Origin of the sequence: Microbacterium sp. SSM24 (assembly GCF_025989145.1) — a bacterium.
Taxonomy (GTDB): Bacteria; Actinomycetota; Actinomycetes; order Actinomycetales; family Microbacteriaceae; genus Microbacterium.
Genome location: NZ_JAPDNQ010000001.1, coordinates 733,270 through 756,925, shown reverse-complemented (window position 1 = coordinate 756,925; position 23,656 = coordinate 733,270). Strand labels below are relative to the sequence as shown.

22 protein-coding genes are annotated in these 23,656 nt (G+C 72.2%); 8 read left to right on the top strand and 14 right to left on the bottom strand.

What is annotated here, in order from left to right; translation table 11 throughout:
• Window positions 1-68: 68 nt before the first annotated feature.
• The 7 genes from OL358_RS03530 to OL358_RS03500 are packed head-to-tail and all read right to left on the bottom strand — an operon-like array spanning window position 69 to window position 7,253.
• Window positions 69-1,247 (bottom strand): ABC transporter substrate-binding protein, encoded by a 1,179-nt coding sequence (locus OL358_RS03530; RefSeq protein WP_264708545.1) that lies wholly within the window; start codon window positions 1,245-1,247, stop codon window positions 69-71.
• A gap of 56 nt (window positions 1,248-1,303) precedes the next feature.
• Window positions 1,304-2,137 carry an ABC transporter permease gene (locus OL358_RS03525; protein ID WP_264708544.1) on the bottom strand — a complete coding sequence of 278 codons (834 nt, stop codon included), beginning with the start codon at window positions 2,135-2,137 and terminating at the stop codon, window positions 1,304-1,306.
• The gene (locus tag OL358_RS03520; RefSeq protein WP_264708543.1) at window positions 2,134-2,955 is read right to left on the bottom strand and encodes an ABC transporter ATP-binding protein; all 822 of its coding nucleotides are present in this window, start codon (window positions 2,953-2,955) and stop codon (window positions 2,134-2,136) included. The genes OL358_RS03525 and OL358_RS03520 overlap by 4 nt, the downstream gene beginning before the upstream one ends.
• Window positions 2,952-3,881: an ABC transporter permease gene (locus tag OL358_RS03515; protein WP_264708542.1), complete on the bottom strand. Its 930-nt coding sequence runs from the start codon at window positions 3,879-3,881 to the stop codon at window positions 2,952-2,954. The genes OL358_RS03520 and OL358_RS03515 overlap by 4 nt, the downstream gene beginning before the upstream one ends.
• Window positions 3,878-4,894, bottom strand: coding sequence for a TIGR03842 family LLM class F420-dependent oxidoreductase (locus OL358_RS03510; RefSeq protein WP_264708541.1), 1,017 nt, complete (start codon window positions 4,892-4,894; stop codon window positions 3,878-3,880). The genes OL358_RS03515 and OL358_RS03510 overlap by 4 nt, the downstream gene beginning before the upstream one ends.
• A 36-nt stretch (window positions 4,895-4,930) precedes the next feature.
• Window positions 4,931-6,364: a dihydropyrimidinase gene (gene hydA, locus OL358_RS03505; RefSeq protein ID WP_264708540.1), complete on the bottom strand. Its 1,434-nt coding sequence runs from the start codon at window positions 6,362-6,364 to the stop codon at window positions 4,931-4,933.
• Between the two features lie 40 nt (window positions 6,365-6,404).
• Window positions 6,405-7,253 (bottom strand): nitrilase-related carbon-nitrogen hydrolase, encoded by an 849-nt coding sequence (locus OL358_RS03500; RefSeq protein WP_264708539.1) that lies wholly within the window; start codon window positions 7,251-7,253, stop codon window positions 6,405-6,407.
• A gap of 240 nt (window positions 7,254-7,493) precedes the next feature.
• Between OL358_RS03500 and OL358_RS03495 the strand changes: the two genes are divergently transcribed.
• Together OL358_RS03495 and OL358_RS03490 are read left to right on the top strand one after the other, a co-directional pair.
• Window positions 7,494-8,660, top strand: a complete 1,167-nt coding sequence (locus OL358_RS03495) for a sensor histidine kinase (RefSeq protein ID WP_264708538.1) — start codon at window positions 7,494-7,496, stop codon at window positions 8,658-8,660.
• Window positions 8,657-9,295, top strand: a complete 639-nt coding sequence (locus OL358_RS03490; RefSeq protein WP_264708537.1) for a response regulator — start codon at window positions 8,657-8,659, stop codon at window positions 9,293-9,295. The genes OL358_RS03495 and OL358_RS03490 overlap by 4 nt, the downstream gene beginning before the upstream one ends.
• A gap of 194 nt (window positions 9,296-9,489) precedes the next feature.
• Here the strand turns inward: OL358_RS03490 and OL358_RS03485 are convergent, their stop codons facing one another.
• Window positions 9,490-10,179, bottom strand: coding sequence for a hemerythrin domain-containing protein (locus tag OL358_RS03485; protein ID WP_264708536.1), 690 nt, complete (start codon window positions 10,177-10,179; stop codon window positions 9,490-9,492).
• Window positions 10,180-10,317: 138 nt separating this feature from the next.
• On the opposite strand from OL358_RS03485, the gene OL358_RS03480 reads away from it, so the two are divergent.
• Window positions 10,318-11,100: an ABC transporter ATP-binding protein gene (locus OL358_RS03480; protein ID WP_264710228.1), complete on the top strand. Its 783-nt coding sequence runs from the start codon at window positions 10,318-10,320 to the stop codon at window positions 11,098-11,100.
• A 32-nt stretch (window positions 11,101-11,132) separates the two neighbouring features.
• A complete protein-coding gene (locus OL358_RS03475; RefSeq protein WP_264708535.1) occupies window positions 11,133-12,563 on the top strand; it encodes an ABC transporter permease in 1,431 nt (476 codons plus the stop codon).
• Between the two features lie 125 nt (window positions 12,564-12,688).
• On the opposite strand, the gene OL358_RS03470 is transcribed toward OL358_RS03475, so the two are convergent.
• On the bottom strand, window positions 12,689-13,204 hold the full coding sequence (locus OL358_RS03470) for a hypothetical protein (RefSeq protein ID WP_264708534.1): 516 nt from the start codon (window positions 13,202-13,204) through the stop codon (window positions 12,689-12,691).
• Between the two features lie 196 nt (window positions 13,205-13,400).
• Between OL358_RS03470 and OL358_RS03465 the strand changes: the two genes are divergently transcribed.
• Complete coding sequence (locus OL358_RS03465) at window positions 13,401-14,036, top strand: 2-phosphosulfolactate phosphatase (protein ID WP_264708532.1); 636 nt, start codon at window positions 13,401-13,403, stop codon at window positions 14,034-14,036.
• A gap of 98 nt (window positions 14,037-14,134) precedes the next feature.
• On the opposite strand, the gene OL358_RS03460 is transcribed toward OL358_RS03465, so the two are convergent.
• Together OL358_RS03460 and OL358_RS03455 are read right to left on the bottom strand one after the other, a co-directional pair.
• Window positions 14,135-14,623, bottom strand: a complete 489-nt coding sequence (locus OL358_RS03460) for a SprT-like domain-containing protein (protein ID WP_264708531.1) — start codon at window positions 14,621-14,623, stop codon at window positions 14,135-14,137.
• Between the two features lie 29 nt (window positions 14,624-14,652).
• On the bottom strand, window positions 14,653-15,180 hold the full coding sequence (locus OL358_RS03455; protein ID WP_264708530.1) for a hypothetical protein: 528 nt from the start codon (window positions 15,178-15,180) through the stop codon (window positions 14,653-14,655).
• Window positions 15,181-15,342: 162 nt separating this feature from the next.
• Between OL358_RS03455 and OL358_RS03450 the strand changes: the two genes are divergently transcribed.
• The gene (locus tag OL358_RS03450) at window positions 15,343-18,228 is read left to right on the top strand and encodes an ATP-binding protein (RefSeq protein WP_264708529.1); all 2,886 of its coding nucleotides are present in this window, start codon (window positions 15,343-15,345) and stop codon (window positions 18,226-18,228) included.
• A gap of 17 nt (window positions 18,229-18,245) precedes the next feature.
• On the opposite strand, the gene OL358_RS03445 is transcribed toward OL358_RS03450, so the two are convergent.
• The 3 genes from OL358_RS03445 to OL358_RS03435 form a co-directional block, all read right to left on the bottom strand.
• Complete coding sequence (locus OL358_RS03445; RefSeq protein ID WP_264708528.1) at window positions 18,246-19,055, bottom strand: ABC transporter permease; 810 nt, start codon at window positions 19,053-19,055, stop codon at window positions 18,246-18,248.
• A complete protein-coding gene (locus tag OL358_RS03440; protein ID WP_264708527.1) occupies window positions 19,052-20,053 on the bottom strand; it encodes an ATP-binding cassette domain-containing protein in 1,002 nt (333 codons plus the stop codon). Before OL358_RS03440 ends, OL358_RS03445 begins: the two co-directional genes overlap by 4 nt.
• A gap of 208 nt (window positions 20,054-20,261) precedes the next feature.
• Window positions 20,262-21,125, bottom strand: coding sequence for a spermidine synthase (locus OL358_RS03435; RefSeq protein ID WP_264708526.1), 864 nt, complete (start codon window positions 21,123-21,125; stop codon window positions 20,262-20,264).
• A 143-nt stretch (window positions 21,126-21,268) separates the two neighbouring features.
• On the opposite strand from OL358_RS03435, the gene OL358_RS03430 reads away from it, so the two are divergent.
• Window positions 21,269-22,024 (top strand): 5-oxoprolinase subunit PxpA, encoded by a 756-nt coding sequence (locus tag OL358_RS03430; RefSeq protein ID WP_264708525.1) that lies wholly within the window; start codon window positions 21,269-21,271, stop codon window positions 22,022-22,024.
• Window positions 22,021-23,655: a 5-oxoprolinase/urea amidolyase family protein gene (locus tag OL358_RS03425; RefSeq protein ID WP_264708523.1), complete on the top strand. Its 1,635-nt coding sequence runs from the start codon at window positions 22,021-22,023 to the stop codon at window positions 23,653-23,655. Before OL358_RS03430 ends, OL358_RS03425 begins: the two co-directional genes overlap by 4 nt.
• Window position 23,656 lies beyond the last annotated feature (1 nt).

Here is a 23,656-nt window from a genome sequence, read left to right as displayed (position 1 = left end):
GGTGCCCCGTAAGACGGAATGTCCGGCCGCACCCCCGGGACGAGGGTGCGGCCGGACGGGATGGCCGGTTACTGGCCGCCCTCGGTCAGGACGACGTCGATCGGCGTGTACTCGCCGCCGACCTCGACTCCCTCCTCCTCGAGTTCGGCGAGCGCCTGCTCGATGTACTCGTTCGAGAACGCGGATGCCGCGGGCTCGGTCGTGATGAGCTCGAGACCGTCCTGGTTGACGGCCGAGAGCGCGCCCGCGACGGTCTTGTCCCATGCCGACTGGTCGACGAGACCGAAGTCGGCGCCGGTCCAGATCAGCTTGTTGACCTCGTTCATCTGCCACAGCTGGTGCACGGGACCGACCGGGAAGGCCGCCTCGGCGTTCGAGGCGATGTCGTAGACGATCTCGGCCGCCTCCTCGGGATTGTCGCGCGCGAAGATCCAGCCCTTCGTCACGGCCTTGAGGAACCGCACCGCGGCGTCGGCGTAGGCCGGGTCATCGGCGAGGCGCTGCGTGTCGGCCCAGATGGCGTCCTGCAGCATGGCCCCCTCGGTGTCCTGGTACGAGACGACGTCGAAGTCGTCGGGCTGGTACAGCTCGCCGGTGTCGGGGTTGACGACCTCGAGGATCTGCGCCCACTCGTTGTACGTCATCGCCTGGGCGGCGTCGACGTCGCGGTCGAGGAGCGCGTTCATCGAGAAGTCCTGCGTCGTGATCGACACCGTGCTCGCGTCGAGGTCGTCCGCGGCCATCGCCGCGAAGATCTCCCACTCGTTGCCGAAGCCCCACGAGCCGATGCGCTTGCCTTCGAAGTCGGCGACCGACTCGATGCCGTCACCCTTCCAGGCCACCTGCATCGTGCCCGACTCCTGGAAGACCTGCGCGATGTCGGTGAGCTCGACGCCGGTGGCCTCGAGGGTGCCGAGGACCTTCGGGACCCACGCGATCGCGAAGTCCACATCTCCCGCGACGAGGGCGTCCTGCGGCACGATGTCGCCGCCGGACGGGACGATCTCGACGTCGTCGAAGCCCTCCTCCTCGAAGTAGCCCTGTTCCTGGGCGACGTAGTAGCCCGCGAACTGCGCCTGCGGCAGCCACTGCAGCTGCAGCTTCACCGAGGTCAGCGGTTCGAAGTCCTCGCCGCCTCCGCCGTCGCTGGAGTCGGGGTCCGACGACCCCGCGCAGCCGGCGAGCGCGAGCGCTGCGATCGTGAAGACGGATGCCGCGGCGATGCCGCGTCTGGTGCTGTGCCTCATGCTGATCCTTTCGTGTGGTGCTTGTTCTCTCGGGGTGGAGCCGGTGGGTCGAGGGGTCAGGGGCGCGAGCGCCGTGTCGCCAGCCGCTCCAGGAGCGAGGTGACGAGGAAGAACACGAGGCCGATGAGGATGCCTCCGACGACGTACGCCCACGCGAGCGCGGCGCGGCCCGACTTGGCGTAGGTCGCGATCGCGGTGCCGATGCCGTCGGCGGGGCCGCCGAAGTACTCGGCCACGAGCGCCGCGATCACGGCGAGCGAGCTCGCGATGCGCAGGCCCGTCATGAGGTACGGGAGGGCGGTCGGGAGAGTGAGGATGCGGAACGTCTGCGAGCTCGAGGCGCCGGATGCCCGCATCAGGTCCCGATGCACGGGCCGGGTCTGACGCAGGCCGCGCAGCACGTTGACGAACACCGGGATGAACGCGGCGATCGTCGCGACCGCCTGCCGTCCGAACTGGCTCGACGCGCCGAACATCGTGTTGAGGATCGGCGTGATCGCGACGATCGGGATGACGGCGAGCGCCGAGATGAGCGGCGCGAGCATGCCGTCGATCGGGCGTGCGGCCGCCGCGAGCGCCGCGAAGAGGATCGCGAGGATCGAGCCCGCGACGAGGCCGACGAGCGCGTTCGTCGCGGTGACGGCCATGTCCTCGGCGATGATCGGCCAGCGCAGCACGAACTCGGCGGCGATGGCGACCGGGCTGGGGAGCATGCGCGGGGCGGTGCCCGATGCGACCCAGATCGTCCAGACGGCCAGGATGAGGAATCCGACGATGATCGGCGCGACGATGCGCAGCCAGCCGGGGAGCGGCTTCTCGTCCGACGGACGCGCGCGCTGGCTCTTCCCGGGAGGCGCCGGGAGCATCGTCGAGGCGGGGGCGTCGGTCATCGTTCGTTCGCCCTCTCGATGCGGGTGCCGTGGAGGGCCTCGCGCACGGCGGTGACACGGTCGAAGTACTCCGGCGACTCGCGCAGGTCCTCGTCGCGCACGGCGCCGAGGCCCGTGACGATGACGTCTGTGATGCGGCCGGGTCGCGGGCTCATCACCACGACGCGGTCCGACAGGAAGACCGCCTCGGGGATCGAGTGGGTCACGAAGACGACGGCGGCCCCCGTCTCGCCCGCGATGCGGGTCAGCTCGGACTGCAGGTACTCCCGCGTCATCTCGTCGAGTGCGCCGAACGGCTCGTCCATGAGGAGCAGTCGCGGGCGGGCCGCGAGGGCGCGGGCGATCGCGACGCGCTGCTGCATGCCGCCGGAGAGCTGGTCGGGGTAGCGGTCGATGAACTCCGTGAGGCCGACGAGCTCGGCGAGCTCGGCGACGCGAGCGGCGCGCTGCGTCTTGCCGGTGCCGTGCAGCTCGAGCGGCAGGCCGATGTTGGCCGCGACGGTGCGCCACGGCAACAGGCCCGCCTGCTGGAACGCGATGCCGTAGTCCTGGTCGGCGCGCGCACGCGACGCCGGCTTGCCGAAGATCTCCAGGGTGCCCGTCGTGGCCCCGTCGAGGTCGGCGATGAGGCGCAGCAGCGTGGACTTGCCGCATCCCGATGGGCCGATGAGTGAGACGAACTCGCCCTCGGCGACCTCGAGGTCGACCTCGGTGAGGGCGACGACCTCGCCGGTCTTGGTCGGGAAGACCTTGCCGACGCCGGCCGCCCGCACGGCGGAACCGGCGGTGTTCTCGTCAGAAGTGGGGGGAAGGGTCATGCCGGGGCTTCTCCTCTGCGGTAGTTGGCGAGGCCGAGGCCGATGACGGCGACGGATGCCGCGGCGATGAGGCCGAGCGCGATCGCGCCGAAGGTCGGGCCCCACGGCGCGGCGGGGTCGCTCGAGGCCTGGCCCGCGAGCTGGATGAGCATGCGGCCGATGCCGCCGCGCATGCCGATGGACACCTCTGCGACGACGGTGCCGAGCACGGCGTTGGCGGCGGCCAGCCGCAGGGCCGGGAGCAGGTGCGGGACCGCTGCCGGCAGTCGCAGGCGCAACAGGGTCGGCCAGTACCCGGCGGCGTAGCTCTGCATCAGGTCGAGGTGGATGCGGTCGGGCGAGGCGAGCCCGCGGAGCACGCCGATCGAGACCGGGAAGAACGCGAGGTAGGAGGCGATCACCGCCACCGACAGCCACTGCGGCCAGGTTCCCCCGCCGCGGTCGATCTGGTTGCCGATCGCATTGACGACCGGCGCGAAGGCGATCAGCGGGATGATCTGGCTGACGACGATCCAGGGCAGCAGTCCCCACTCGACGAGGCGCCAGCGCTGCATCACGAGTCCGAGGACGGCGCCGACGGTGACCCCGATGATCCAGCCGACGGCCGCGATGCCGAGGGTCACGAGCGCGGCGGTCGCCACCGACACCCACAGCGGAGGGGTCTCGCCGCCGCTCGTCGGCAGGAAGAGCCGCGCGACCATGTCCCACACGTGCGGCATCGCCCGGTCGTGGGTGCGGGGGAGGATCATGACGCCCGAACCGGCCTCGCCCTCGACGGCGCCGATCACGACGCCCTCCGCGGGACCGACGAACTTGTACAGCTCCCACAGCACGAGCACGGCGAGCACGCCGAGCGCGCCCCAGCCGACGACGATCCAGCCGCGCAGCTCGCCCTGTCGCCGGGACGTCCACCCGATCGGCCTCATGTCTTGGCCGTCACATGCGCGGAGAGTGCGGGGATGACCGTCTCGCCGTAGACCCGGAGGGTCTCCTCCTTGCTGTCGTGCTGGAGGTACCCCGCGAACTGGGTGACACCGAGCGCGCGCAGCTGCTCGAGCTTCGCGATGTGCTCCTCGGCCGTGCCGAGGATGCAGAACCGCTCGACGATCTCGTCGGGCACGAAGTCGACGTGATCGTTGTCGGCCTTGCCGTGCGTGTTGTAGTCGTAGCCCTTGCGGCCCTCGATGTACGCCGTCAGCGCGTCCGGGACCGCACCGTGCTCGCCGTACTTCGCGACGATGTCGGCGACGTGGTTGCCCACCATGCCGCCGAACCAGCGGCACTGGTCGAGCATGTGCTGCCGGTCCTCGCCGATGTACATCGGCGCCGCGACGCAGAACGAGAGCGACTCGGGGTCGCGGCCGGCGGCGGCCGCGGCATCCTTCACCGTCTTGATCATCCACGCGGCGATGTCGACGTCCGCCAGCTGCAGGATGAAGCCGTCGCCGACCTCGCCCGTGAGCTTGAGCGCCATCGGCCCGTACGCGGCGACCCACACCTCGAGCTCGGACCCCCGGCTCCACGGGAACTGCAGCGTCGCGCCCTTGTACTCGACGGCTCGCGAGTTGGCGAGCTCGCGGATCACGTGGATCGACTCGCGCAGCTCGGCCATCGTCACCGGCTTGCCGTTGGTGACGCGCACCGCCGAGTCGCCCCGGCCGATGCCGCAGACGGTGCGGTTGCCGTACATCTCGTTGAGCGTCGCGAAGACGGATGCCGTGACCGTCCAGTCCCGCGTGGCGGGATTCGTCACGAACGGGCCGACGGTCACCCGCTTCGTGGCATTGAGGATCGCCGAGTGGATGACGTAGGGCTCCTCCCACAGGAGGTGCGAGTCGAAGGTCCACACGTGGCTGAAGCCGTGCGCCTCGGCCAGCTGCGCGAGCTGGATCGCGCGCGCGGCCGGTGGGTTGGTCTGGAGGACGACGCCGAAGTCCATGATCTCGATACGCTCCGCTACTCGATCGCCGGTGGGTCAGATGAGGTACTGCGACAGGCCGCGCTTGAGGAACCGGCCGTCGCCCTTGGCGCCGAGGTACGCGCCGCCGTCGACGATCACCTTGCCGCGCGAGACGACCGTGTCGACGTGCCCGTCGATCTCGAACCCCTCCCACGCGGAGTGGTCCATGTTCATGTGGTGGGATGCCGCCGAGATCGACGTGTGCCCGTTCGGGTCGTACACGACGACGTCGCCGTCGGCGCCCGGCTGGATCACGCCCTTGCGGCCGTACAGCCCGAACATGCGCGCCGGCGTGGTCGAGGTGAGCTCGACCCAGCGCTCGAGCGTGATCTTGCCGGTCACGACGCCCTGGTACATGAGGTCCATGCGATGCTCGACGGATCCGATGCCGTTGGGGATCGCACGGAAGTCGTCCTTCCCCAGCTCCTTCTGGCCCTTCATGCAGAAGGGGCAGTGGTCGGTCGAGACCATCTGGATGTCGTTCGTGCGCAGGGCCTGCCACATGTGGTGCTGGTGACCCTCGCCGCGGCTGCGCAACGGCGTGGAGCACACCCACTTGGCGCCCTCGAACTGGCCCCATTCCTCGCTGAACGCGCCGAGCTGCTCCTCGAGCGACAGGTACAGGTACTGCGGGCACGTCTCTCCGAAGACGTTCCAGCCTTGATCCCGGGCCCACGCGATCTGGTCGACGGCCTGCTTCGCGCTCACGTGGACGGTGTACAGGGGAGCGCCGGTGAGGTTGGCGAGCATGATCGCGCGGTGCGTCGCCTCCTCCTCCATCTGCCAGGCGCGCGCGATGCCGTGGTAGTACGGCGCCTTCTTGCCCGCCTCGGCGAGCTGCGCGGCGAGCACGTCGATCGCGGGGCCGTTCTCGGCGTGCATCATCGTGAGCAGGCCCGTCTCCGCCGACACCTGCATGGCCTTGAGCACCTGGGCGTCGTCGGAGTAGAACACCCCCGGATAGGCCATGAAGAGCTTGAAGCTCGAGACGCCCTCGTCGAGGAGGCCGCGCATGGCGAGCAGCGATTCGTCGTCGACGCCGCCGATGATCTGGTGGAAGCCGTAGTCGATCGCGCAGTTGCCGCGTGCCTTCTCGTGCCACGCGGCGAGTCCGTCCTGCACCCGCTCGCCGTACTTCTGCACGGCGAAGTCGATGATGCTCGTGGTCCCGCCCCACGCCGCCGCGCGCGTTCCGGTCTCGAACGTGTCGGATGCGGCGGTGCCGCCGAACGGCAGCTCCATGTGGGTGTGGGCGTCGATGCCGCCCGGGATCACGTACTTGCCGGTGGCGTCGATGACGGTGTCGACGGATGCCGCGACATCCGTCCCGAGGAGGTGCGAGCCGGGCGCGAGCACGGCCGCGATTGTCTCGCCGTCGATGAGGACGTCGGCCTCGCCCCGCCCGGTCGCGGAGACGACGGTGCCGCCCGTGATGAGTGTCGTGGTCATGATCTGGATACGCTCCCTCGTCGCTGCTCGATCACCGGGGTCAGGGCTTCGCGATCTTCGCGTAGGAGTCGGGCCGGCGGTCGCGGTAGAACTGCCAGTCGTCGCGCATCTCGCGCACCATGTCGAGGTCGAGGTCGCGCACGAGCAGCTCCTCGTGCTCGCCCGAGCCGCGCTCGCCGACGAAGTTGCCGCGCGGGTCGATCACCTGGCTCGTGCCGTAGAAGTCGACGGCGAGGTCGCCGTACTCGTTGTCCTCGCGGCCGACCCGGTTGGGCTGCAGCACGAAGTAGCCGTTCGCGACGGCGGCGGCCGGCCCCTCGACCTCCCACAGCCGGTTCGACAGACCGGGCTTGGTGGCGTTGGGGTTGAAGACCATGTGCGCGTCGTTCAGCCCGAGCTCGCGCCACCCCTCGGGGAAGTGCCGGTCGTAGCAGATGTACATGCCGATGCGCCCGACGGCGCTGTCGAAGACGGGGTACCCGAGGTTGCCCGGGCGGAAGTAGAACTTCTCCCAGAACCGGTCCAGGTGCGGCAGGTGGTGCTTGCGGTAGATGCCGAGCGTCGAGCCGTCGGCGTCCACGAGCACGGACGTGTTGTAGTACACGCCGGTCTCGGCCTCCTCGTAGATCGGCAGCACCGTGACGACCCCGAGCTCCTTCGCGACATCCGCGAATCGCTGCACGATCGGGCCGTCGACGGGCTCTGCGAACCGGTAGTACTTCTTGTCCTGCGTGATGCCGAAGTACGGGCCGTAGAACAGCTCCTGGAAGCACACCACCTGCGCCCCCTGCGATGCGGCGTCACGAAGGAAGCCTTCGTGCTTGTCCAGCATCGACTCCTTGTCGCCCGTCCAGGTCGTCTGCGAAATGGCTGCGCGTACCGTCGTCATGGTGTCTCCGTCCGTGCTCGATCGAGGTCCCTCGGGCTGGGGCCGGCGGGGAGTGATCGATGGAGCAGCCCCGCTCCCCGATCTTGTCGAGTCGACGTTTCCCGTCGGTTTCGGCCTGTGACGCGACAGTAAAGCCTCCCGCGGACGCTGGCAATGGTTGGGTGGGCAAACCATAGGAATCCGCGCCGGATACATCGCAGGACGGATGCCGCGGCATCCGCTCTCGCGTACCGTGAAACGGTGTTCCGCCCGCTGAAGACGTACCAGCTCGTCGTGGACGTCGTCGTCGCGGCGGCGTTCGGCCTCGTCGCGCTGCTCGTCGAGCTTCAGCTCGGGCGGGGCGCCGACTTCGTGACGCTCGTCGTGTCATCGGTCCTCGTCACCGTCGCGATGGCTGCCGCGCTCGCCGTGCGGCGCCTGTCGCCCGGGATCGCGCTGGGCCTCGCCTGGCTGGGCGCGATCATCCAGATGGGCTTCGCGCGACCGCCGGGCGTGGCCGACCTCGCGATCTTCGCGGTGCTCTACACGACCGCCGCGTACGGCTCGGCCCGCGTGTTCTGGGCGGGGTTCGCGTCGTCGTTCGCGGGGGCGCTCGTCATCACGGTCTACCTCGTGTTCGGGCCGTACTTCGGCGCCTCCGGCCTGACGTGGAGCTCGATCCCGATCGCGCTCGCCGTGCTCGTCGCCGCCGGCTTCGCGCTCCTGCTGTCGTGGACCGTCGGCGCACTCGTGCGAACCGGGGTGCGCGCCCGGGAGAACCGCGACGCGCAGCAGCGCGCGGAGGCGGAAGCCTCGGCGGAGCAGGAGCGGGTGCGCATCGCGCGCGACATGCACGACGTGGTCGCGCATTCGCTGGCCGTCGTGATCGCCCAGGCGGACGGCGCGCGGTACGCGTCCGCGGCCGACCCCGCGGCGGCCACCGCCGCCCTCGGCACCATCTCGACGACGGCGCGCGCCGCGCTCGCCGACGTGCGGCTGCTCCTGACGCAGCTGCGCCACAGTCAGGGAGACGGGCCGCAGCCGACCCTCGGCGACCTCGAGGAGCTCTACGCGCAGGTGCGCGCCGCCGGTGTCGAGCTGCGCGTCGACGTCGATCCGGCGCCGGTCGGAGAGCCGCCCGCCGCGGTGCAGCTGGCGGCGTATCGGATCCTCCAGGAGGCGCTGACGAACGCGCTCCGGCACGGTGGCGGCGGACCCGTCGAGGTGCGCCTGGCGTGGCATCCCTCGCACGTGGAGCTCGAGGTGCACAACCCGGTTCCGCCCGGCGCGTCGCCCTCCGACGCACACGGTCACGGGCTGATCGGCATGCGCGAGCGGGCCCAGCTGGCTGGCGGACGGCTCGACGCCGGCGCGCAGGGGGATCGGTTCGTCGTGCGGGCGCAGCTTCCGATCGGGGTTCCGGCGTGATCCGGGTGGTGCTCGTCGACGACCAGGCCCTGTTCCGTGCGGGCATCCGCATGCTCGTCGACTCGCAGCCCGACCTCGAGGTCGTGGCCGAGGCATCCGATGGCATCCAGGCGATCGCCACCGTGCGCGCGACGCGTCCCGACGTGGTGCTGATGGACATCCGGATGCCGGTGATGGACGGCCTCGCCGCCACCGCCGAGCTGCTCACCGACCCCGACCCGCCGCGCATCGTGATGCTGACGACGTTCGACCTCGATGAGGCGGCCGCCCGCGCGATCCGTCAGGGCGCGAGCGGCTTCCTGCTCAAGGACGCCGACCCCGAGTTCCTGCTCGCGGCGATCCGCACGGTGCACGCCGGCTCGTCCGTGATCGCGGCATCCGCCACCCGCGACCTGTTCGCCCACTTCTCGGATGCCGCGCCCCGGCCGGTCCCCGATCGCTACGGCGAGCTCACCGAGCGCGAGCGCGAGATCTTCGCCCTCGCTGCCCGCGGCCTCTCCAACGCCGAGATCGCCGCGCGGGAGTACCTGAGCGAAGCCACCGTGAAGACGCACATCAGCCGGATCCTCACGAAGCTCGGCCTGCGCGACCGCGTGCAGCTCGTCGTCTTCGCGTTCGAGCACGGCCTCGCGTAGCCGTCGCGCGTACCGCGGCTACCGGCCGGCAGCCTTCGCGCCGGGCGTCGCGCCTACCGGCCGGCAGCCTTCGCGCCGGGCGTCGCGCGTACCGTTCTCAGGACCAACGTGCACACCCGCGGAAGGAAGCCCCCGCCACCGCGCGGCTGCGCGGACCAGCGGTGACGCCCGATCCTGAGTTGGGTACGAGCGGGTCAGCGCCCTTCGAGGGCGGCCCGGTGCCGGGCGTACTTCCGCTTGCCGATGAGCCGCCATGCGAGCCGTCCCGGCGCGGGCATGTGCTTGTGCAGCCACTCGTCGCCGCCGTCGGGCTGCGAGGCGAGGATCTCGCCGAGCTGCTGCCACGTCTGACCCTTGGGCACCGCCTTGCGGCCGTGCTCGGCGAACCACTCCACCTCGGCGGGCGTGATCGTGTACTCCATCACCGGCACGATGTTCGCCTCCTCATCGGGCAGGTGCACGGCCAGGGCCGCGTTGATGCCGTCCAGTGCGGCGACGACGGCGGCGGCATCCGACCCGCTCGCCGAGTGCCGCCACGCGGGCAGGGCGCCGTCGAGGGCGATCAGCTGCGTGAGCATCTCGGCGTGCTGCGCCTTCATGCGCTCGACGTGCGCGGCGCACGACGGGGCCCGCTCGTCGAGGGCGGGCCACAGTCGTTCGTCCTCGCCGCCGTGGTGCGCGTGCAGGCCGATCGACAGCGTCTCGAGCTGGGTGGCGACCGTCTCGGCGTGCGCGGCATCGCCGTCGGAGACACGGCGCACCAGATCGGGGCCCTCGCCGAAGCCGCGGCGGAACATGCGATGGATCTCGGCCATGCCACTGGCGTCGCACGTCTTCGGGCCGTCGGGCAGGGCTCCGCTCGGGGGCAGGGGCGTCGCGGGCATCGGGTCTCCTCGTCGTCGAGTCCTGCCGTGACGATAGCGCCGTGCAGCCTCGCGCCGGAAGAGATCATCCTCGAGATGTACGCGGATGCCTCGCCCGGCCGACGCGCCAAGCGGATGCCGCTTCCTAACGTCGAAGCCATGGAGATTTCAACGACCGACCTGGGCCTGGCGGCCCGGGTGCAGCAGCTCACGAAGACCTACGGCACCGGCGAGAGCACGGTGCGGGCGCTGGACGGCGTCTCGGTCGGCATCCGGCGCGGCGAGTTCACCGCGATCATGGGACCGTCCGGCTCGGGCAAGTCCACCATCATGCACATCATGGCCGGCCTGGACGCGCCCTCGTCGGGCCGCGCCTGGATCGGCGATACCGACATCACCGGCCTCTCGGACCTGGAGCTGACGATCCTGCGCCGCCGGCGGGTGGGGTTCGTGTTCCAGGCGTTCAACCTCGTGCCCACCCTCGACGCGATCGGCAACATCCTGCTGCCGTTCGACCTCGACGGCCGTCGCCCCACCGCGCTCGAGCGGGCGCGCATCGACGGACTCATCGAGACGCTCGGGCTGACCCCGCGTCTCGCCCACCGTCCTCACGAGCTCTCCGGCGGACAGCAGCAGCGGGTCGCGATCGCGCGGGCGCTGGCCACGGCGCCCGACCTGGTGTTCGCCGACGAGCCGACGGGCAATCTCGACTCCCGCAGCGGGCGCGAGGTGCTGGGGCTCCTCGCCACGGCGAGCCGCGACCACGGCCAGTCCATCGCGATGGTCACGCACGACCCGGTGGCCGCGAGCCATGCGGATCGCGTGCTGTTCCTCGGCGACGGCCGCATCGTCGCCGACAAGCCGCGTCAGAGCGCCGAGGAGATCTCGGCCTACATGCTCGCCACCGAGCTCGGTGCGGGCGAGCCGGCGGTGGCATCGTGACCGCCGTCGCGGCGCCGGCCCGAGCACAGCGGATGCCGCGCCCCGCGTCCTCGCGAGTGTCGTGGCTGCGCGAGCGAGGCATGGGCGCGAGCGTGCTCGTCGCGACCATCTCGAGCGCCTTCGGCGCCGTGCTGCTCACGGCGACCGGGTACCTCGCCGCGATCCTGCGCGCGGACCCCTACATCGGCCAGAGCGAGGTGCTCGCCGCCGTGCTGGTCATCCTGAGCATCATCCTCACCGGGGTCGCGGTGTACGTCGCCGCGATCGTGACGGCGAACACCTTCTCGACCGTGGTCGCCGGCCGCACGCGCCGCATCGCGCTGATGCGCCTGATCGGGGCATCCGCCCGTTCGCAGCGCGCCGAAGTCGCACGGCAGGGTCTCGTGGTGGGCGTCATCGGCGCCGCGCTGGGCCTCGTCGTCGGCATCATCGTCTCGGCCGCCGGCATCGCGCTGGCGGAGCAGCTGCTCGGTATCACCGATGTCGGGTACGGCGTCCTGCAGGGCGTGCTCGTGATCCCGGCGATCATCGTCGCGCTCACGACGTGGGGCGCTGCCTGGGTCGGCTCCCGCCGTGTGCTCGCCGTGACGCCGCTGCAGGCGCTCGGCGGCTCTGTCGAGGCGACGCACGAGGCGCTCGCGGGGCGCCGCGGGCGCAACGCGGGCGCGATCGGCCTGTTCGGCACGGGCGCGGCGCTGCTCGCGGCGGGGATCGCGCTGGGGCTGCTGACCCCGCTCGGGGTCGTGGTCGCGTTCTTCGGCGGGCTGCTGTCGTTCACGGGGCTCGTGCTCGGCTCGACGCTGATCATGCCGCCCGTGCTCCGCCTGGTCGGGCGGATGTTCGGCCGCTCGGCGACCGCGCGGCTCGCGGCCGAGAACGCGCTGCGCTATCCGGAGCGCTCGAGCCGCATGGCGATCGGTGTCGTGATCGGCGTCACGCTCGTGACGATGTTCGCGGTGGCGCTCGAGACGGTCAAGTCCGTGCTGACCGCATCCGCCGGCGGTGCGGTCGACAGCGACTTCACCGCGATCCTCGACACGTTCGCGGGCATCATGATGGGCCTGGTCGCGGTCTCCGCCGTGATCGCGGCCGTCGGGCTCGTGAACCTCCTGACGATCGGCGTCGTGCAGCGGCGTCGCGAGCTGGGACTCCTGCGCTCGCTCGGTGTGTCCACCGGCCAGGTGCGTCGCATGGTGCTCCTCGAAGCCGCGCACATCACGATCGCCGCCGTGGCCACCGGTCTCGTGCTGGGCACCGCCTACGGCTGGGCAGGTGCGCAGTCGCTGCTCGGATCGGTGCCGGTGCCGCCGCTGTGGCAGTCGCCGACCTTTGTGGCTCCGGCCGTGCCGTGGGTCCCCGTCCTGCTCATCGTCGTGGCGACGGCCGTGCTCACGCTGGTGGCGGCGGTCGTCCCCACGCGCCTGGCGACCCGCGTGGCCCCCGTCGAGGCGCTGGCGGACTAACCCCCCCCGCTCTCCGTCCCGCTCCCCCGGGCCGTTTGTGCGGGCGAATGTGCGCAACACGCGCGGGTCAGGCGTGCATTTGCCCGCACAAACGGATGGGGCGTAGGCGGGGCGGGGGCGGCGGGTCAGATCGCGGGGTCGGCGTCGGCGGCGAGATCGTGGGCCCACGTCGGGGCGAGCGCCTTGATGCGTGCGCCGCGCCACTGCCAGGCGCTCCAAAGGACCGGCCACAGGATGGGGGCGGTCGCCCCGCCGATCACGAGCCGGTCGCGCCACAGGGTGCGGCCGGGCTCGCCGGGTGCGGGGGAGACGGCCATCTGGTGGTCCCACACGTCGAGGCTCGACAGCGGGCCGGTGAGCGGGATGCCGCTGTCCCGGAAGATCCGCACGCGCCCCGCGGGCTCGTCGACCTCGCGCTCGCTGACGTGGATGAGCTGCCGGCCCGCCGGCACCCTACCGAGCGCGGCGAGCTGGACGGGCACGTCGTCGCCCGGCGACCACGACGTCGGCAGTCCGTCGGGGATCATCGGCTCGAGATCCAGGAGCGGGCCGTAGAGCTCGGCGACGGCGCGGGGCGAGTGCAACGCCCGCCACGCGGCATCCGGATCGCAGTCGATGACCAGCTTGAGCAGGATGCGCATGCTCCAGTGTCGCACCGCGTCGCTGCAGCGCGGCGGGATCGGCGCTACCGAGACGGGCCGTTCGCGCGGCGGGCGGCGCATAACTCCTGCACATTTGCCGGATGCTGCGGTCGGCGGGCCGCGATGTCGGGGTTGCCTCCGAAGCCGCGCACGAAACTGCAGGAGTTATGCGCCGCCGCGGCTCTACGCTGGTCGGATGCCCGCCGCGTCCCCGTTCGATCAGTCCGCGTACCAGGTGCGCTTCGAGTGGGGCCTCGACGGCCTCGACCGCCTCGCGCCGTCAGACGTCGTCGTCGTGGTGGACGTGCTGCGGTTCTCGTCGACGGTCGTGCAGGCGGTCGAGCGCGGGGAGGAGGTGCCCCTGGATGCCGCGGCCCACGCCGTCTCGATCAACGGCGCCGCCGTCGCGGCGGCGGCGACCGGGCTCGTCCTTCTCGGCGGCCTCCGCAATGCGGCAGCCGTCGCCCGCGCGATCCTCGCCGAGCAGGAGCACCGGGGCGCGCGCACGAGCATCGCGGTGATCGCGTGCGGCGAGCTCACGTCGCGCGACCCCGCTGCGCCCCTGCGATTCGCGGTCGAGGACCTCCTCGGCGCGGGCGCCGTGATCGACGCGCTCGCCGGGCTCGGCATCGACCACTCCTCACCCGAGGCCGCGGTCGCGGGCGAGGGATTCCGTGCCCTGCGCGGCGCGGCGAAGCACCTGCTCACCGCGAGCGGCTCGGGCCGCGAACTCGACGCGGCGGGTCGCCGCGACGAGGTGCTCGCCGCTGCGGCGGTGGACGCGGCATCCGTCGTTCCCGTCCTGCGCGACGGGACGTTCGTCGCGCTCTAGACCGAGCGGGCCGGCGACGCGGCATGGGCCGGCAACGCGGCACGGGCCGGCGGCGCGGCACAGGCCGGCGACGCAGGCCCCGCCGGCGAGCGACCTCCTCAGCGAGGGGTCTTCGCGGCGAGGCGGGTCGCGGGAGTGATCTCGCGCCGCGTCCACGAGAAGGCGAAGCGCTCGTCGAACCGCGGCGCGCACTTCGCGCACGACGTCGGCCGGGTCGCACGCCGGTGCCGGTAGGCGACGTGACCGGACGGGCACACCCCGATCCACGGCGCGAGTTCGGTCGCCGTCTCGCCGCGGTGCGTCGTGCCGCCGACGTACCCGAGGTCGCGTGCGATCGTCTTCCACTTCGGGCCGTGACCCGCGGCCGGTCCTGCAAGGGCGTGCGCCACCTCGTGCAGCAGGGTCTGGTGGTTGTCGTCGTCGTCGTGCCGGGCGGCGAGGTACCGCGACACGCTGATGCGCTTGTGCGTGTAGTCGCACAGGCCGGCGCGGCGCTTGGCGTTGTCGAACCCGAACGACCAGGAGTCGTCGAGGTGCACGGCGATGAGGGCCTCGGCCCAATGGCGCACGCGTTGAAGATCCGACATGGAGTGAGACTAGGCCGAGCCTGCGACAGTCAGCTGGCGACGGATGCCGCTGCCCGGCGACGGTCGGCGGCATCGATGGCGAGCAGCGTGGACTCGAGCTGGTCGTCGGGCGCGCCGGACTCCTGGCGCAGGAACAGCGCCCGCTTGAAGTCGCGGCGTGCGGACTCGTAGTCACCGGCCTCGTACGCGACCTTGCCGCGGTGCTGGACCGCGAACGCGGCGATGCCGGCCCATCCCTGGCCCTCGGCCTCCTCGGCGCACGTCGTGAGCTCTTGATCGGCGGCGGCGTACGCGCCGCGCGCCTGCAGCACCGTCGCGTGGAGGATGCGGGCGCGCAGCAGGTCCTTGCGGGTGCCGGCCATGCGTGCGACGCGCACCGACTGCTCGGACACGACGAGGGCGTCCTCGCTCCGGTCGAGCACCTTCAGCAGCCAGACCCGCTCGAGGAGGGCGGGAAGGCTGCGCTGCTCGCCGATCTCGTCGAGGCGTTCACGACAGTGGCGAGCGTCGACCTTCTCGCGGAGGGTGTCGGGGTCGTACCCGCGGATGTAGCTCACAGCGACTCCCTTCGCACACGGCAGCTGGCTCCCTCCCAGTGTGCCCCGGGAGATGCGGTTCTCCGGTCGTGGCACGCCGTCGCGGCATCCATGTCCCGATCCGCAACGGGGGAAACGACCATGCGGATCGGGACATGAGGGCGGCGGGCCTATCGTTGAGGCGTGCGTCTGAGGTTCTTCGGCGGGCTGCGACTCGAAGGCCCCGATGGCGAGGCCCTGTCCGTGCACGGGCGGGGCCAGCAGGCGCTGCTCTACCGGCTGGCACTCGATGCCGGGACGGCGGTCGCCTACCGGGCGCTCGCCGAAGACGTCTGGCCAGACGATTCACCCGAGGATCCCCGAGCCGCCCTGCAGTCGCTCGTCTCGCGCCTGCGCCGCGCGCTCGGCGCCGACGCCGTCGTGTCCGAGCCCGGGGGGTACCGTCTGGCCGTCTCGCGGGACGACGTCGACATCACGGCCTTCCAGGATCTCGTCGCGGCGGCTCGCCGTCAGCCCGAGGCGAGGGATGCCGTCGCTCTCGCCGAACGCGCCGGCGCGCTGTGGACCGCCGACCCGTGGACCCCGGGCCCGGAGTTCGACTGGGTGGTGCGGGACCTCCTCGAGGATCGCGCCCACGTCGAGCGCATCCTGCGCGAGGTCGGGCCCGCCGCGGATGCGGGGACGACCTCCGCCGTCGCGTCGCCCGCGGTCCCCGCCGCCCTCACTCCGCTCGTCGGACGTCGACGGGAGCTCGACGCGATCGACGCGCAGCTGGGTGCCGAGCGCCTGGTCACCCTGATCGGTCCGGGCGGCGCCGGCAAGACCACCCTCGCACTCGAGACGGCGCGGGCGTGGGTCGAGGCGACCGTCGTGGTGGAGCTCGCCCCGGCCGCGCCCGGCGAGGTGTGGGCGGCCGTCGCGGCTGCCGCGGGCCGCAGCATCCGGATCGCCGACTCGACGACCGCCGCCAGTCCGATGTCGTCGCGGCAGCGCGCTCTCGAGGCGCTCGCCGGCCGCCGCGTGCTGATCGTGCTGGACAACTGCGAGCATGTGTCGGCCGAGGCGGCCGAGGTCGCCCTCGCGCTGCTGCGTGCGACGCCCGCCGCTCGCATCCTCGCCACCAGCCGCGAGCCGCTCGGCGTCTCGGGTGAGGCGTTCGTCGACCTCGGTCCGCTTCCCGCCGTCGATGCGGTCGAACTGTTCTCGCGCCGGGTGCGCGCCGCTCGGGGCGCCGGCCCCGAGCCCGGCGAAGGCGAGGTCGTCGATCGCATCGTGCGGCGACTCGACGGGCTGCCGCTCGCCCTCGAGCTGGCCGGGGCGCGGGCGCGCACGCTCACCCTCGCCGAGATCGACGAGGGCCTCGACGACCGGTTCACCCTGCTGGCATCCGGCCCGCGCACGGCCGACCCGCGTCACCAGACGCTGCGCGCGCTCATCGACTGGAGCTGGGAGACCCTCACCGCGACCGAGCGGGAGGCACTGCTCGCGGCATCCGTCTTCCCCGACGGAATCGGCGCGGGTGACGTCGCGACGGTCGCGGCGATGTTCCAGACGACCCCGGCGGCGTTCGATCTGCTCGTCGATCGATCGCTGCTGCGCCGCGGCGACGGCCGCTACCGCATGCTCGAGACCGTGCGCGCGTACGGTGTCGACCGCCTGCGCGCATCGGATCGCGAGCCCGAGGCCCGCGGGCGCCAGGCACGCGTCATGGCGCAGCTGGCGGGCGAGCGCGAGCCTCTGCTGCGAGGTGCGCGGGTCCGCCAGGGGTTGGCGTGGTTCGATGCGAACGACGAGAACCTGTCGGCCGCGCTCCGCTGGTGCGGTGAGCGGCCGGGCCTCGAGGAGACGGGAGTCGCGCTCGTACGGGCGTCGCTCTGGCCGTGCGTCATGCGCGAGCGCTTCGACGACCTGTCCGACGGCATCCGGCGGTTCTCCTCCGATGTCGATCCCCTCGACTCCGAAGCCGCCGTGGTCGTCAACGGCGTCGCACTCATGCTGGGACTCATGACCGCCGCCGCGGGCATGACCGGCGGCGAGGCGGCGGAGATCCCTGGGTTCCCGGACTTCGACGCACGACGCGCGCGGATCGCCGAGAGCGCCGCGCGCCATCCCTCCGAGCTCACGGCGGTGCTCCCGCCGCTGCTGGCGGCGGTCGGCCAGGCCGTGGAGCGCCACGAGCGCGGGTGGGGCTGGTCGGGAGGGTTCGCGATTCCGGATGCTGCCCCCGACGCCCCCGAGTGGTCCTTGGCGTTCGTGAGCATGATCCGGTCAGCCGTCGCGCAGAACAGCGGCGATGTCGAGACGCTCGGCGTCGAGAGCGAGCGCGCGGTCCGCATGTTCCACGGGCTCGGCGACATCTGGGGCATCGCATTCGCGAGCCAGATGCGCTCCGAGTGGCTGATGCTCGAGGGGCGGCTGGAAGAAGCGCTCGAGGTGGCCGACACCTCGACCGAGGGGTTCACCGGGCTCACGTCCGTCGCGGACCTGCTGCAGCAGCGGTCGCAGAGCCTGGGCATCCTGCTGCGGCTCGGTCGCGTCGACGAGGCCCGCGAGCGCCTGGCGGAGATCGAGCTCGCCGCGCGCGCCGACGGCTCGGACCGCGCGGTCGCACAGGCGCACATGAGCGCCGCGACGGTGGAGATCGCGGCCGGTGACGGCGAGGCGGCGCTGCGCGAGCTCCAACACGTTCCGATCGGCGCCAACGCCGGCTTCCCCGACCAGATGACGGCGTGGGCCACGTCCAAGCGCGCACAGGCCTTCGTGCTCCTGGAACGGTACGACGAGGCGGCGGCCGACCTGCGCACGGCCATCCCGCTCGCGCTGCGCAGCGGCGACCAGCCGATCATCGCGGATGTCGCGCTGAGCCTCGCGGGCTGGTTCGCCGGAACCGGCGAAGAGTCCGCGGCGCGCCGAGCCCTGACGGCGTCGGCATCGCTGCGCGGGCGGCCGGACGATTCCGACCCGTTCTACCGCCGTGTCGCCTCGCACATCGGCGCGGCGCCGGAGCTGACCTCCGACGCCGCGCACGAAGAGCTGGCGAGCCTCGTCGACGTGCTGCCGCGGCCGTAGACCGACCGCGGCATCCGTCACGCTCGCCGCATGTAGGCCCGCACGGTCAGAGGCGCGAACACCGCCACCACGACCGCGGCGCCGATGACGGTGGCGACGATGTCGGCTCCGGCATCCGTCCCCATCGTGAGCGCCCGAGCGGCCGACACGAGGTGGGAGACGGGGTTGATCGACGCGAACCACGCGAGTGCCGGCGGCAGGGTGTCGATCGGCACGTAGGCGTTCGAGAGGAACGTCAGCGGGAACAGGATCAGGAACGAGATCCCCTGGACGGATGCCGCGGTGCGGGCGATGACGCCGAAGAACGCGAAGATCCAGCTGAGCGCCCACGCGGCGCCGATGACGAGGAGTCCTGCCGCGAGCACTCCGCCGAGTCCGGCTGCGGGCCGGTAGCCCATGATGTAGCCGGTCGCGAATGTGAGGGTCGTCGCGATCGCGTAGCGGAGCGTGTCGGCCAGCAGCGCACCGGCGAGCGGCGCGACGCGGGCGATCGGCAGCGATCGGAAGCGGTCGAAGACGCCCTTCTCCATGTCTTCGCGCAGCTGCACGCCCGTGACGACCGAGGTCGTGATGACGGTCTGCACGAGGATGCCGGGGAGCAGGAAGGGCAGGTAGTCCGCGACGCTGCCGGCGATCGCGCCGCCGAAGATGTACGCGAACATCACGGTGAAGATGATCGGCTGCACCGTCACGTCGATGAGCTGCTCGGGCGTGCGTCGGATCTTGATGAGTCCGCGGCCGGCCATCGTGAGCGAGTTGCGGACGGACTGTCCGAGACTCACGTGGTTCTTGAGAGGTGCGGCGGGGTCGAGTACTGCGGTGGTCATGCGCGGCTCCCTTCGAGAGCGGCCTCGGGCTGTTCGGAGTCGACGACTCCGTGCCCCGTGAGGGTGAGGAAGACCTCGTCGAGCGTCGGCTTCTGCACGCTCAGCTCTGCGAGGCGGATGTCGGACTCGCGCAACGCGACCAGCAGGTCGGTCACCAGGCCCGGGTCCTGCATCGGCGCCGTGATGCGCGTCGCTTCGGGCGTCACGGCGGCAGGCACGCCGAGGATGCGCTCGACCGCCACTCGCATGTCGTCGAGATCGGCGGGATCGGCGGGTCGCAGCTGCAGGCTCGACGTCCCGATCGAGCCCTTGAGCTCGTCGGGCGTGCCCTCGGCGACGACCTTGCCGGTGTCGATGACGGCGATCCGGTCGGCCAGCTGGTCGGCCTCGTCGAGGTACTGCGTCGTGAGCAGCACGGTCGACCCGTTCGCGACCAGACGACGGATCGTCTCCCACATCTGCGCACGGGTGCGCGGGTCGAGACCCGTCGTCGGCTCGTCGAGGAAGATGAGCGGCGGATGCGCGATGAGGGATGCCGCGAGATCGAGGCGCCGACGCATTCCGCCCGAGAAGTTCTTGAGCGGGCGCTTGGCGGCCTCGGTGAGGCCGAACTCCTCGAGGAGTTCGGCGGCCTTGCGACGGGAGTCGGCGCGCGACAGGCCCAGGAGACGCGAGAACAGGACGAGGTTCTCGGTCGCCGACAGCGTTTCGTCGACCGAGGCGTACTGCCCGGTCACGCCGACGAGCTGGCGGACGATCTGGGGCTCGCGCTCGATGTCGTGGCCGAAGATCTCGGCGCGGCCGCCGTCGGGACGCAGGAGTGTCGCGAGCATGCTGATCGTGGTGGTCTTGCCGGCGCCGTTGGGGCCGAGCACGCCGTACACGCTGCCGGCCTCGACGAGCAGGTCGACGCCGTCCACGGCACGATTGTCGCCGAAGACCTTGACGAGGCCTTCGGCGCGGACCGCGGGGGTTCCCGCGGGGAGCGATGAAGTCATGGTGATGTGCCTTTCTCTGAATGGCTCGCGTCCACCATGCGCCGGCACCGCTGTCACCCCGCTGTCACGCCGTCCACAGCGCTGTCACGGCGCTGTCATGGCGCTGTGACAGCGCCCGTCGCGGCATCCATGTCCCACGATCGGCGGGTCTGCGGTCCCTCGGCCGACCATTCGCGGGACATGCATCGCCCGACACGCGCCCGCGGGGTCAGCGGTCGAAGACGGATGCCGAGGGCTTGGGCGATGCGGTGGCGTCGGCGTCGGTGGCGACGCGCGCGCCGCGCGCGAACTCGACCACCTCGTCGCCCTGAGCGACCTTGGCGGGGTGGGGGCCCGCCGCCATGAGCCGCGGCAGCCACTCCGTGGGCAGGGGCGCGCGGGACGCCGCGATCACGAGGTTGCCGAACCGCCGCCCCTTGAGGGTCTGGACTTCCGCGAGCACGATCACGTGGTCGAGCACGGCCGCGATCGTCGCGACCTGCCGCCGCGCGAACGCGAGCCCCGCGCCATCGGAGACGTTCACGAGCAGCACGCCGTCGGGTGCGAGGAACCTCGCCGCCTCGGCGTAGAACTCGACCGTCGTCAGGTGGGCGGGGGTCTGCGCACCCGAGTACACGTCCGACACCACGAGGTCGGCGGCGCCGACGAGCCCGGCGGGCAGCCGGGCGAGGCCTTCGCGGGCGTCGCCGATGCGCACGCGGATGGACGCGCCGCGCGGGAGCGGCAGGTTCTCGCGCACGAGGTCCCACAGCGCGGGCTCCAGCTCGATGACCTGCTGGCGCGACCCGGGCCGCGTGGACTCGACGTACCGGGGGATCGTCAGCGCGCCGGCGCCGAGGTGGATTGCGGTCAGGGGCTGGCGCGGCATCCGGAGCCGGTCGATCACCGCACCCATGCGCGCGACGTACTCGAAGTGCAGATGGGTCGGGTCGTCGAGGTCGACGTGGGACTGCGGGGTGCCGTCGACGTCGAGCTCCCACCCGCCGCCGTACGCCGAGGTGACGACGCGCGCGAGGGTGCCGTCGGAGAGCCTGACGGCAGGAGCGGATGCCTCGTCCCTCCCTCGCGCCATGCGTCCCACGTTAGCCCCGTCCGCCCCCGGCCCGACCCCCCGACCGCCCACCCGAGTCGCCAAGACACGCCGGACATGGCTGCGGCCGAGCGGTGTGTCTTGGCGACTCCCGGTGTGGAAGCGCGCGCCGCTAGCGTGGGGGCATGGCGGCCATCGACCTCAACGCCGATCTCGGCGAGACGGTGGACGGCGTGCCCACCGCCGACGACGAGGCGATGTTCGCGGTGATCTCGAGCGCGAGCGTCGCGTGCGGCGGGCACGCGGGCGATGCCGCGAGCATGCGCGCCGCGGTCGAGCGCGCGGGGCGCATGGGAGTCGCGGTCGGAGCGCATCCGTCCTACCCCGACCCTGCGGGCTTCGGCCGCCTCCCGATGGCGATGGCGCCGGACGATCTCGCCGCTTCGGTCGCCGTGCAGCTCGGCGCTCTCGTCGCGGCCGGCGCCGACGTGCGCTATGTCAAGCCGCACGGGGCGCTCTACCACGCGGTCACGGCCGACCGAGGGCTGGCCGACGCGGTCGCCCGCGCGGTGGCGGACCAGTCCGAGCTGCTCGGCCGCCCGCTGCCGGTGCTCGGCCTCGACGGCGAGATCACGGCGGCCGCGGCATCCGTCGGGCTCCCGTTCGTGCGCGAGGCGTTCCTCGACCGCGGGTACACGCCCGCCGGCGGCCTCGTGCCCCGGACCGCGCCCGGCGCACTCCTCCGCGATCCCGCCGAGGTCGCCGCGCGGGCCGTGCGCCTCGTGCGAGAGGGCGTCGTCGCCGCGGTCGACGGAACGCTCGTCGTCGTCGACGCGGCCTCGCTGTGCCTCCACGGCGACAGTCCGGCGGCGGTCGAGATGGCGCGGGCCGTGCGCTCCGCGCTCGACGCCGACGCGATCGCGGTGCGGGCGCCGTGGTGAGCGCCCGCGTCCTGCCGATGGGCGAGCGCGCGTTCCTCCTCGAGACCGGCTCGCTCGCCGAGGTCGTCGCCGTCCACGCTGCGCTCGAGGCGTCGCGACCCGACGGTGTGATCGATCTCGTGCCCGCCGCGCGCACGGTGCTCGTGCGGTTCGATCCCCGGCGCGTGCTCCCGGCGGCGGCACGATCCTGGGCCGTCGCGGCAGCCGACGCCGCCACCGGCGGCACGACCGGGGAGGGTCCGCTGGTCGAGCTCGAGATCGCGTACGACGGCGCCGACCTCGCCGAAACCGCAGCGCTGCTGGGCGTCTCGGCCGACGCGCTCGTCCGCCGCCATGCCGGCAGCGAATGGCGGGTGGCCTTCACCGGGTTCGCGCCCGGCTTCGGCTACCTCGTGAGCGACGACTGGCCGTTCGACGTCCCGCGGCTCGAGTCCCCGCGCACGCGCGTGCCGGCCGGAGCGGTGGGTCTCGCCGGCCCGTACTCCGGCGCCTACCCGCGTGAGACTCCCGGAGGCTGGCGGCTGATCGGGACGACCGGTGCGGCGCTGTTCGATCCGGATGCCGCGTCCCCCGCGCTCCTCGCACCGGGCGCGCGCGTGCGGTTCCGGCAGGTCGCCGTCGGTCCCGGCGTCGAGGTCGTCCCTCAGCCTGGAGAAATCCCACAGGCAGGAGAAATCCCGCAGGCAGGAGATTCCGGCCCGAATCCTCCTGCACAGCCGCGATCTCCTGCTCTCGCGACGCCCGGCGGGCGTGCCGCCGGTGCGGGCTTCACCGTCGTCGAGCCCGGGCTCCTGGCCACCGTGCAGGATCTCGGAAGACCCGGCGCAGCGGCGCTCGGCGTGGCGGCATCCGGCGCGCTCGACCGCGCCGCGCTGCGCACCGCCAACCGGCTCGTCGGCAACGCCGAGTCCGCGGCCGGTGTCGAGGTCACGATGGGCGGCCTCCGTGCCGTGGCCACCCGCGACCTGTGGTTCGCCGTGACGGGCGCGTGGGGGCCGATCCGTCTCGACGGCCGCGACGTCGATCCGTACGAGGCGCACGCCTGGCCCGCCGGGACGGAGCTGCACCTCGACTGGTTCGCGCACGGCGCGCGGGCCTACCTCGCGGTGCGCGGCGGTCTCGACGGTCGCGCCGCGCTCGGCTCCCGCTCTGCCGACCTGCTCGCGGGTCTCGGCCCGGCCGCGCTGCGGCCCGGCGAAGCGGTCGGCGTGAGGGACGAGGCATCCGTCCCCATCCCCGTCGCCCCGCCCGCGCAGTGGGGAGCGCCGCACGACGACGAGGTGACGATCGAGCTCGCGCCCGGCCCGCGCGCCGACTGGTTCACGGCCGACGCGCGCGCGACGCTCTTCGACGCGGTGTGGACCGTCTCGAATCAGGCGGATCGCGTCGGTGCGCGGCTCGACGGGCCGCAGCTGGAGCGCGCGCGCACCGACGAGCTGCCGAGCGAGGGCATGGTGCCCGGGGCGCTCCAGGTCCCGCCGAGCGGGCGGCCCACGGTGCTCCTCGCCGACGGGCCCGTCACCGGCGGCTATCCCGTGATCGCGGTGGTCACGGATGCTTCGCTCGACCTCGTCGCGCAGGCGCGGCCGGGCACCCGCATCCGGTTCCGCCACGCCCGCGCCTCCGAATGAC

Excerpts from the sequence above, each read along its gene's own strand:
- OL358_RS03530 (WP_264708545.1), bottom strand. The coding sequence starts at position 1,247 with ATGAGGCACAGCACCAGACGCGGCATCGCCGCGGCATCCGTCTTCACG.
- OL358_RS03525 (WP_264708544.1), bottom strand. The coding sequence starts at position 2,137 with ATGACCGACGCCCCCGCCTCGACGATGCTCCCGGCGCCTCCCGGGAAG.
- OL358_RS03520 (WP_264708543.1), bottom strand. The coding sequence starts at position 2,955 with ATGACCCTTCCCCCCACTTCTGACGAGAACACCGCCGGTTCCGCCGTG.
- OL358_RS03515 (WP_264708542.1), bottom strand. The coding sequence starts at position 3,881 with ATGAGGCCGATCGGGTGGACGTCCCGGCGACAGGGCGAGCTGCGCGGC.
- OL358_RS03510 (WP_264708541.1), bottom strand. The coding sequence starts at position 4,894 with ATGGACTTCGGCGTCGTCCTCCAGACCAACCCACCGGCCGCGCGCGCG.
- hydA (WP_264708540.1), bottom strand. The coding sequence starts at position 6,364 with ATGACCACGACACTCATCACGGGCGGCACCGTCGTCTCCGCGACCGGG.
- OL358_RS03500 (WP_264708539.1), bottom strand. The coding sequence starts at position 7,253 with ATGACGACGGTACGCGCAGCCATTTCGCAGACGACCTGGACGGGCGAC.
- OL358_RS03485 (WP_264708536.1), bottom strand. The coding sequence starts at position 10,179 with ATGCCCGCGACGCCCCTGCCCCCGAGCGGAGCCCTGCCCGACGGCCCG.
- OL358_RS03480 (WP_264710228.1), top strand. The coding sequence starts at position 10,318 with ATGGAGATTTCAACGACCGACCTGGGCCTGGCGGCCCGGGTGCAGCAG.
- OL358_RS03475 (WP_264708535.1), top strand. The coding sequence starts at position 11,133 with ATGCCGCGCCCCGCGTCCTCGCGAGTGTCGTGGCTGCGCGAGCGAGGC.
- OL358_RS03470 (WP_264708534.1), bottom strand. The coding sequence starts at position 13,204 with ATGCGCATCCTGCTCAAGCTGGTCATCGACTGCGATCCGGATGCCGCG.
- OL358_RS03465 (WP_264708532.1), top strand. The coding sequence starts at position 13,401 with ATGCCCGCCGCGTCCCCGTTCGATCAGTCCGCGTACCAGGTGCGCTTC.
- OL358_RS03460 (WP_264708531.1), bottom strand. The coding sequence starts at position 14,623 with ATGTCGGATCTTCAACGCGTGCGCCATTGGGCCGAGGCCCTCATCGCC.
- OL358_RS03445 (WP_264708528.1), bottom strand. The coding sequence starts at position 19,055 with ATGACCACCGCAGTACTCGACCCCGCCGCACCTCTCAAGAACCACGTG.
- OL358_RS03440 (WP_264708527.1), bottom strand. The coding sequence starts at position 20,053 with ATGACTTCATCGCTCCCCGCGGGAACCCCCGCGGTCCGCGCCGAAGGC.
- OL358_RS03435 (WP_264708526.1), bottom strand. The coding sequence starts at position 21,125 with ATGGCGCGAGGGAGGGACGAGGCATCCGCTCCTGCCGTCAGGCTCTCC.
- OL358_RS03430 (WP_264708525.1), top strand. The coding sequence starts at position 21,269 with ATGGCGGCCATCGACCTCAACGCCGATCTCGGCGAGACGGTGGACGGC.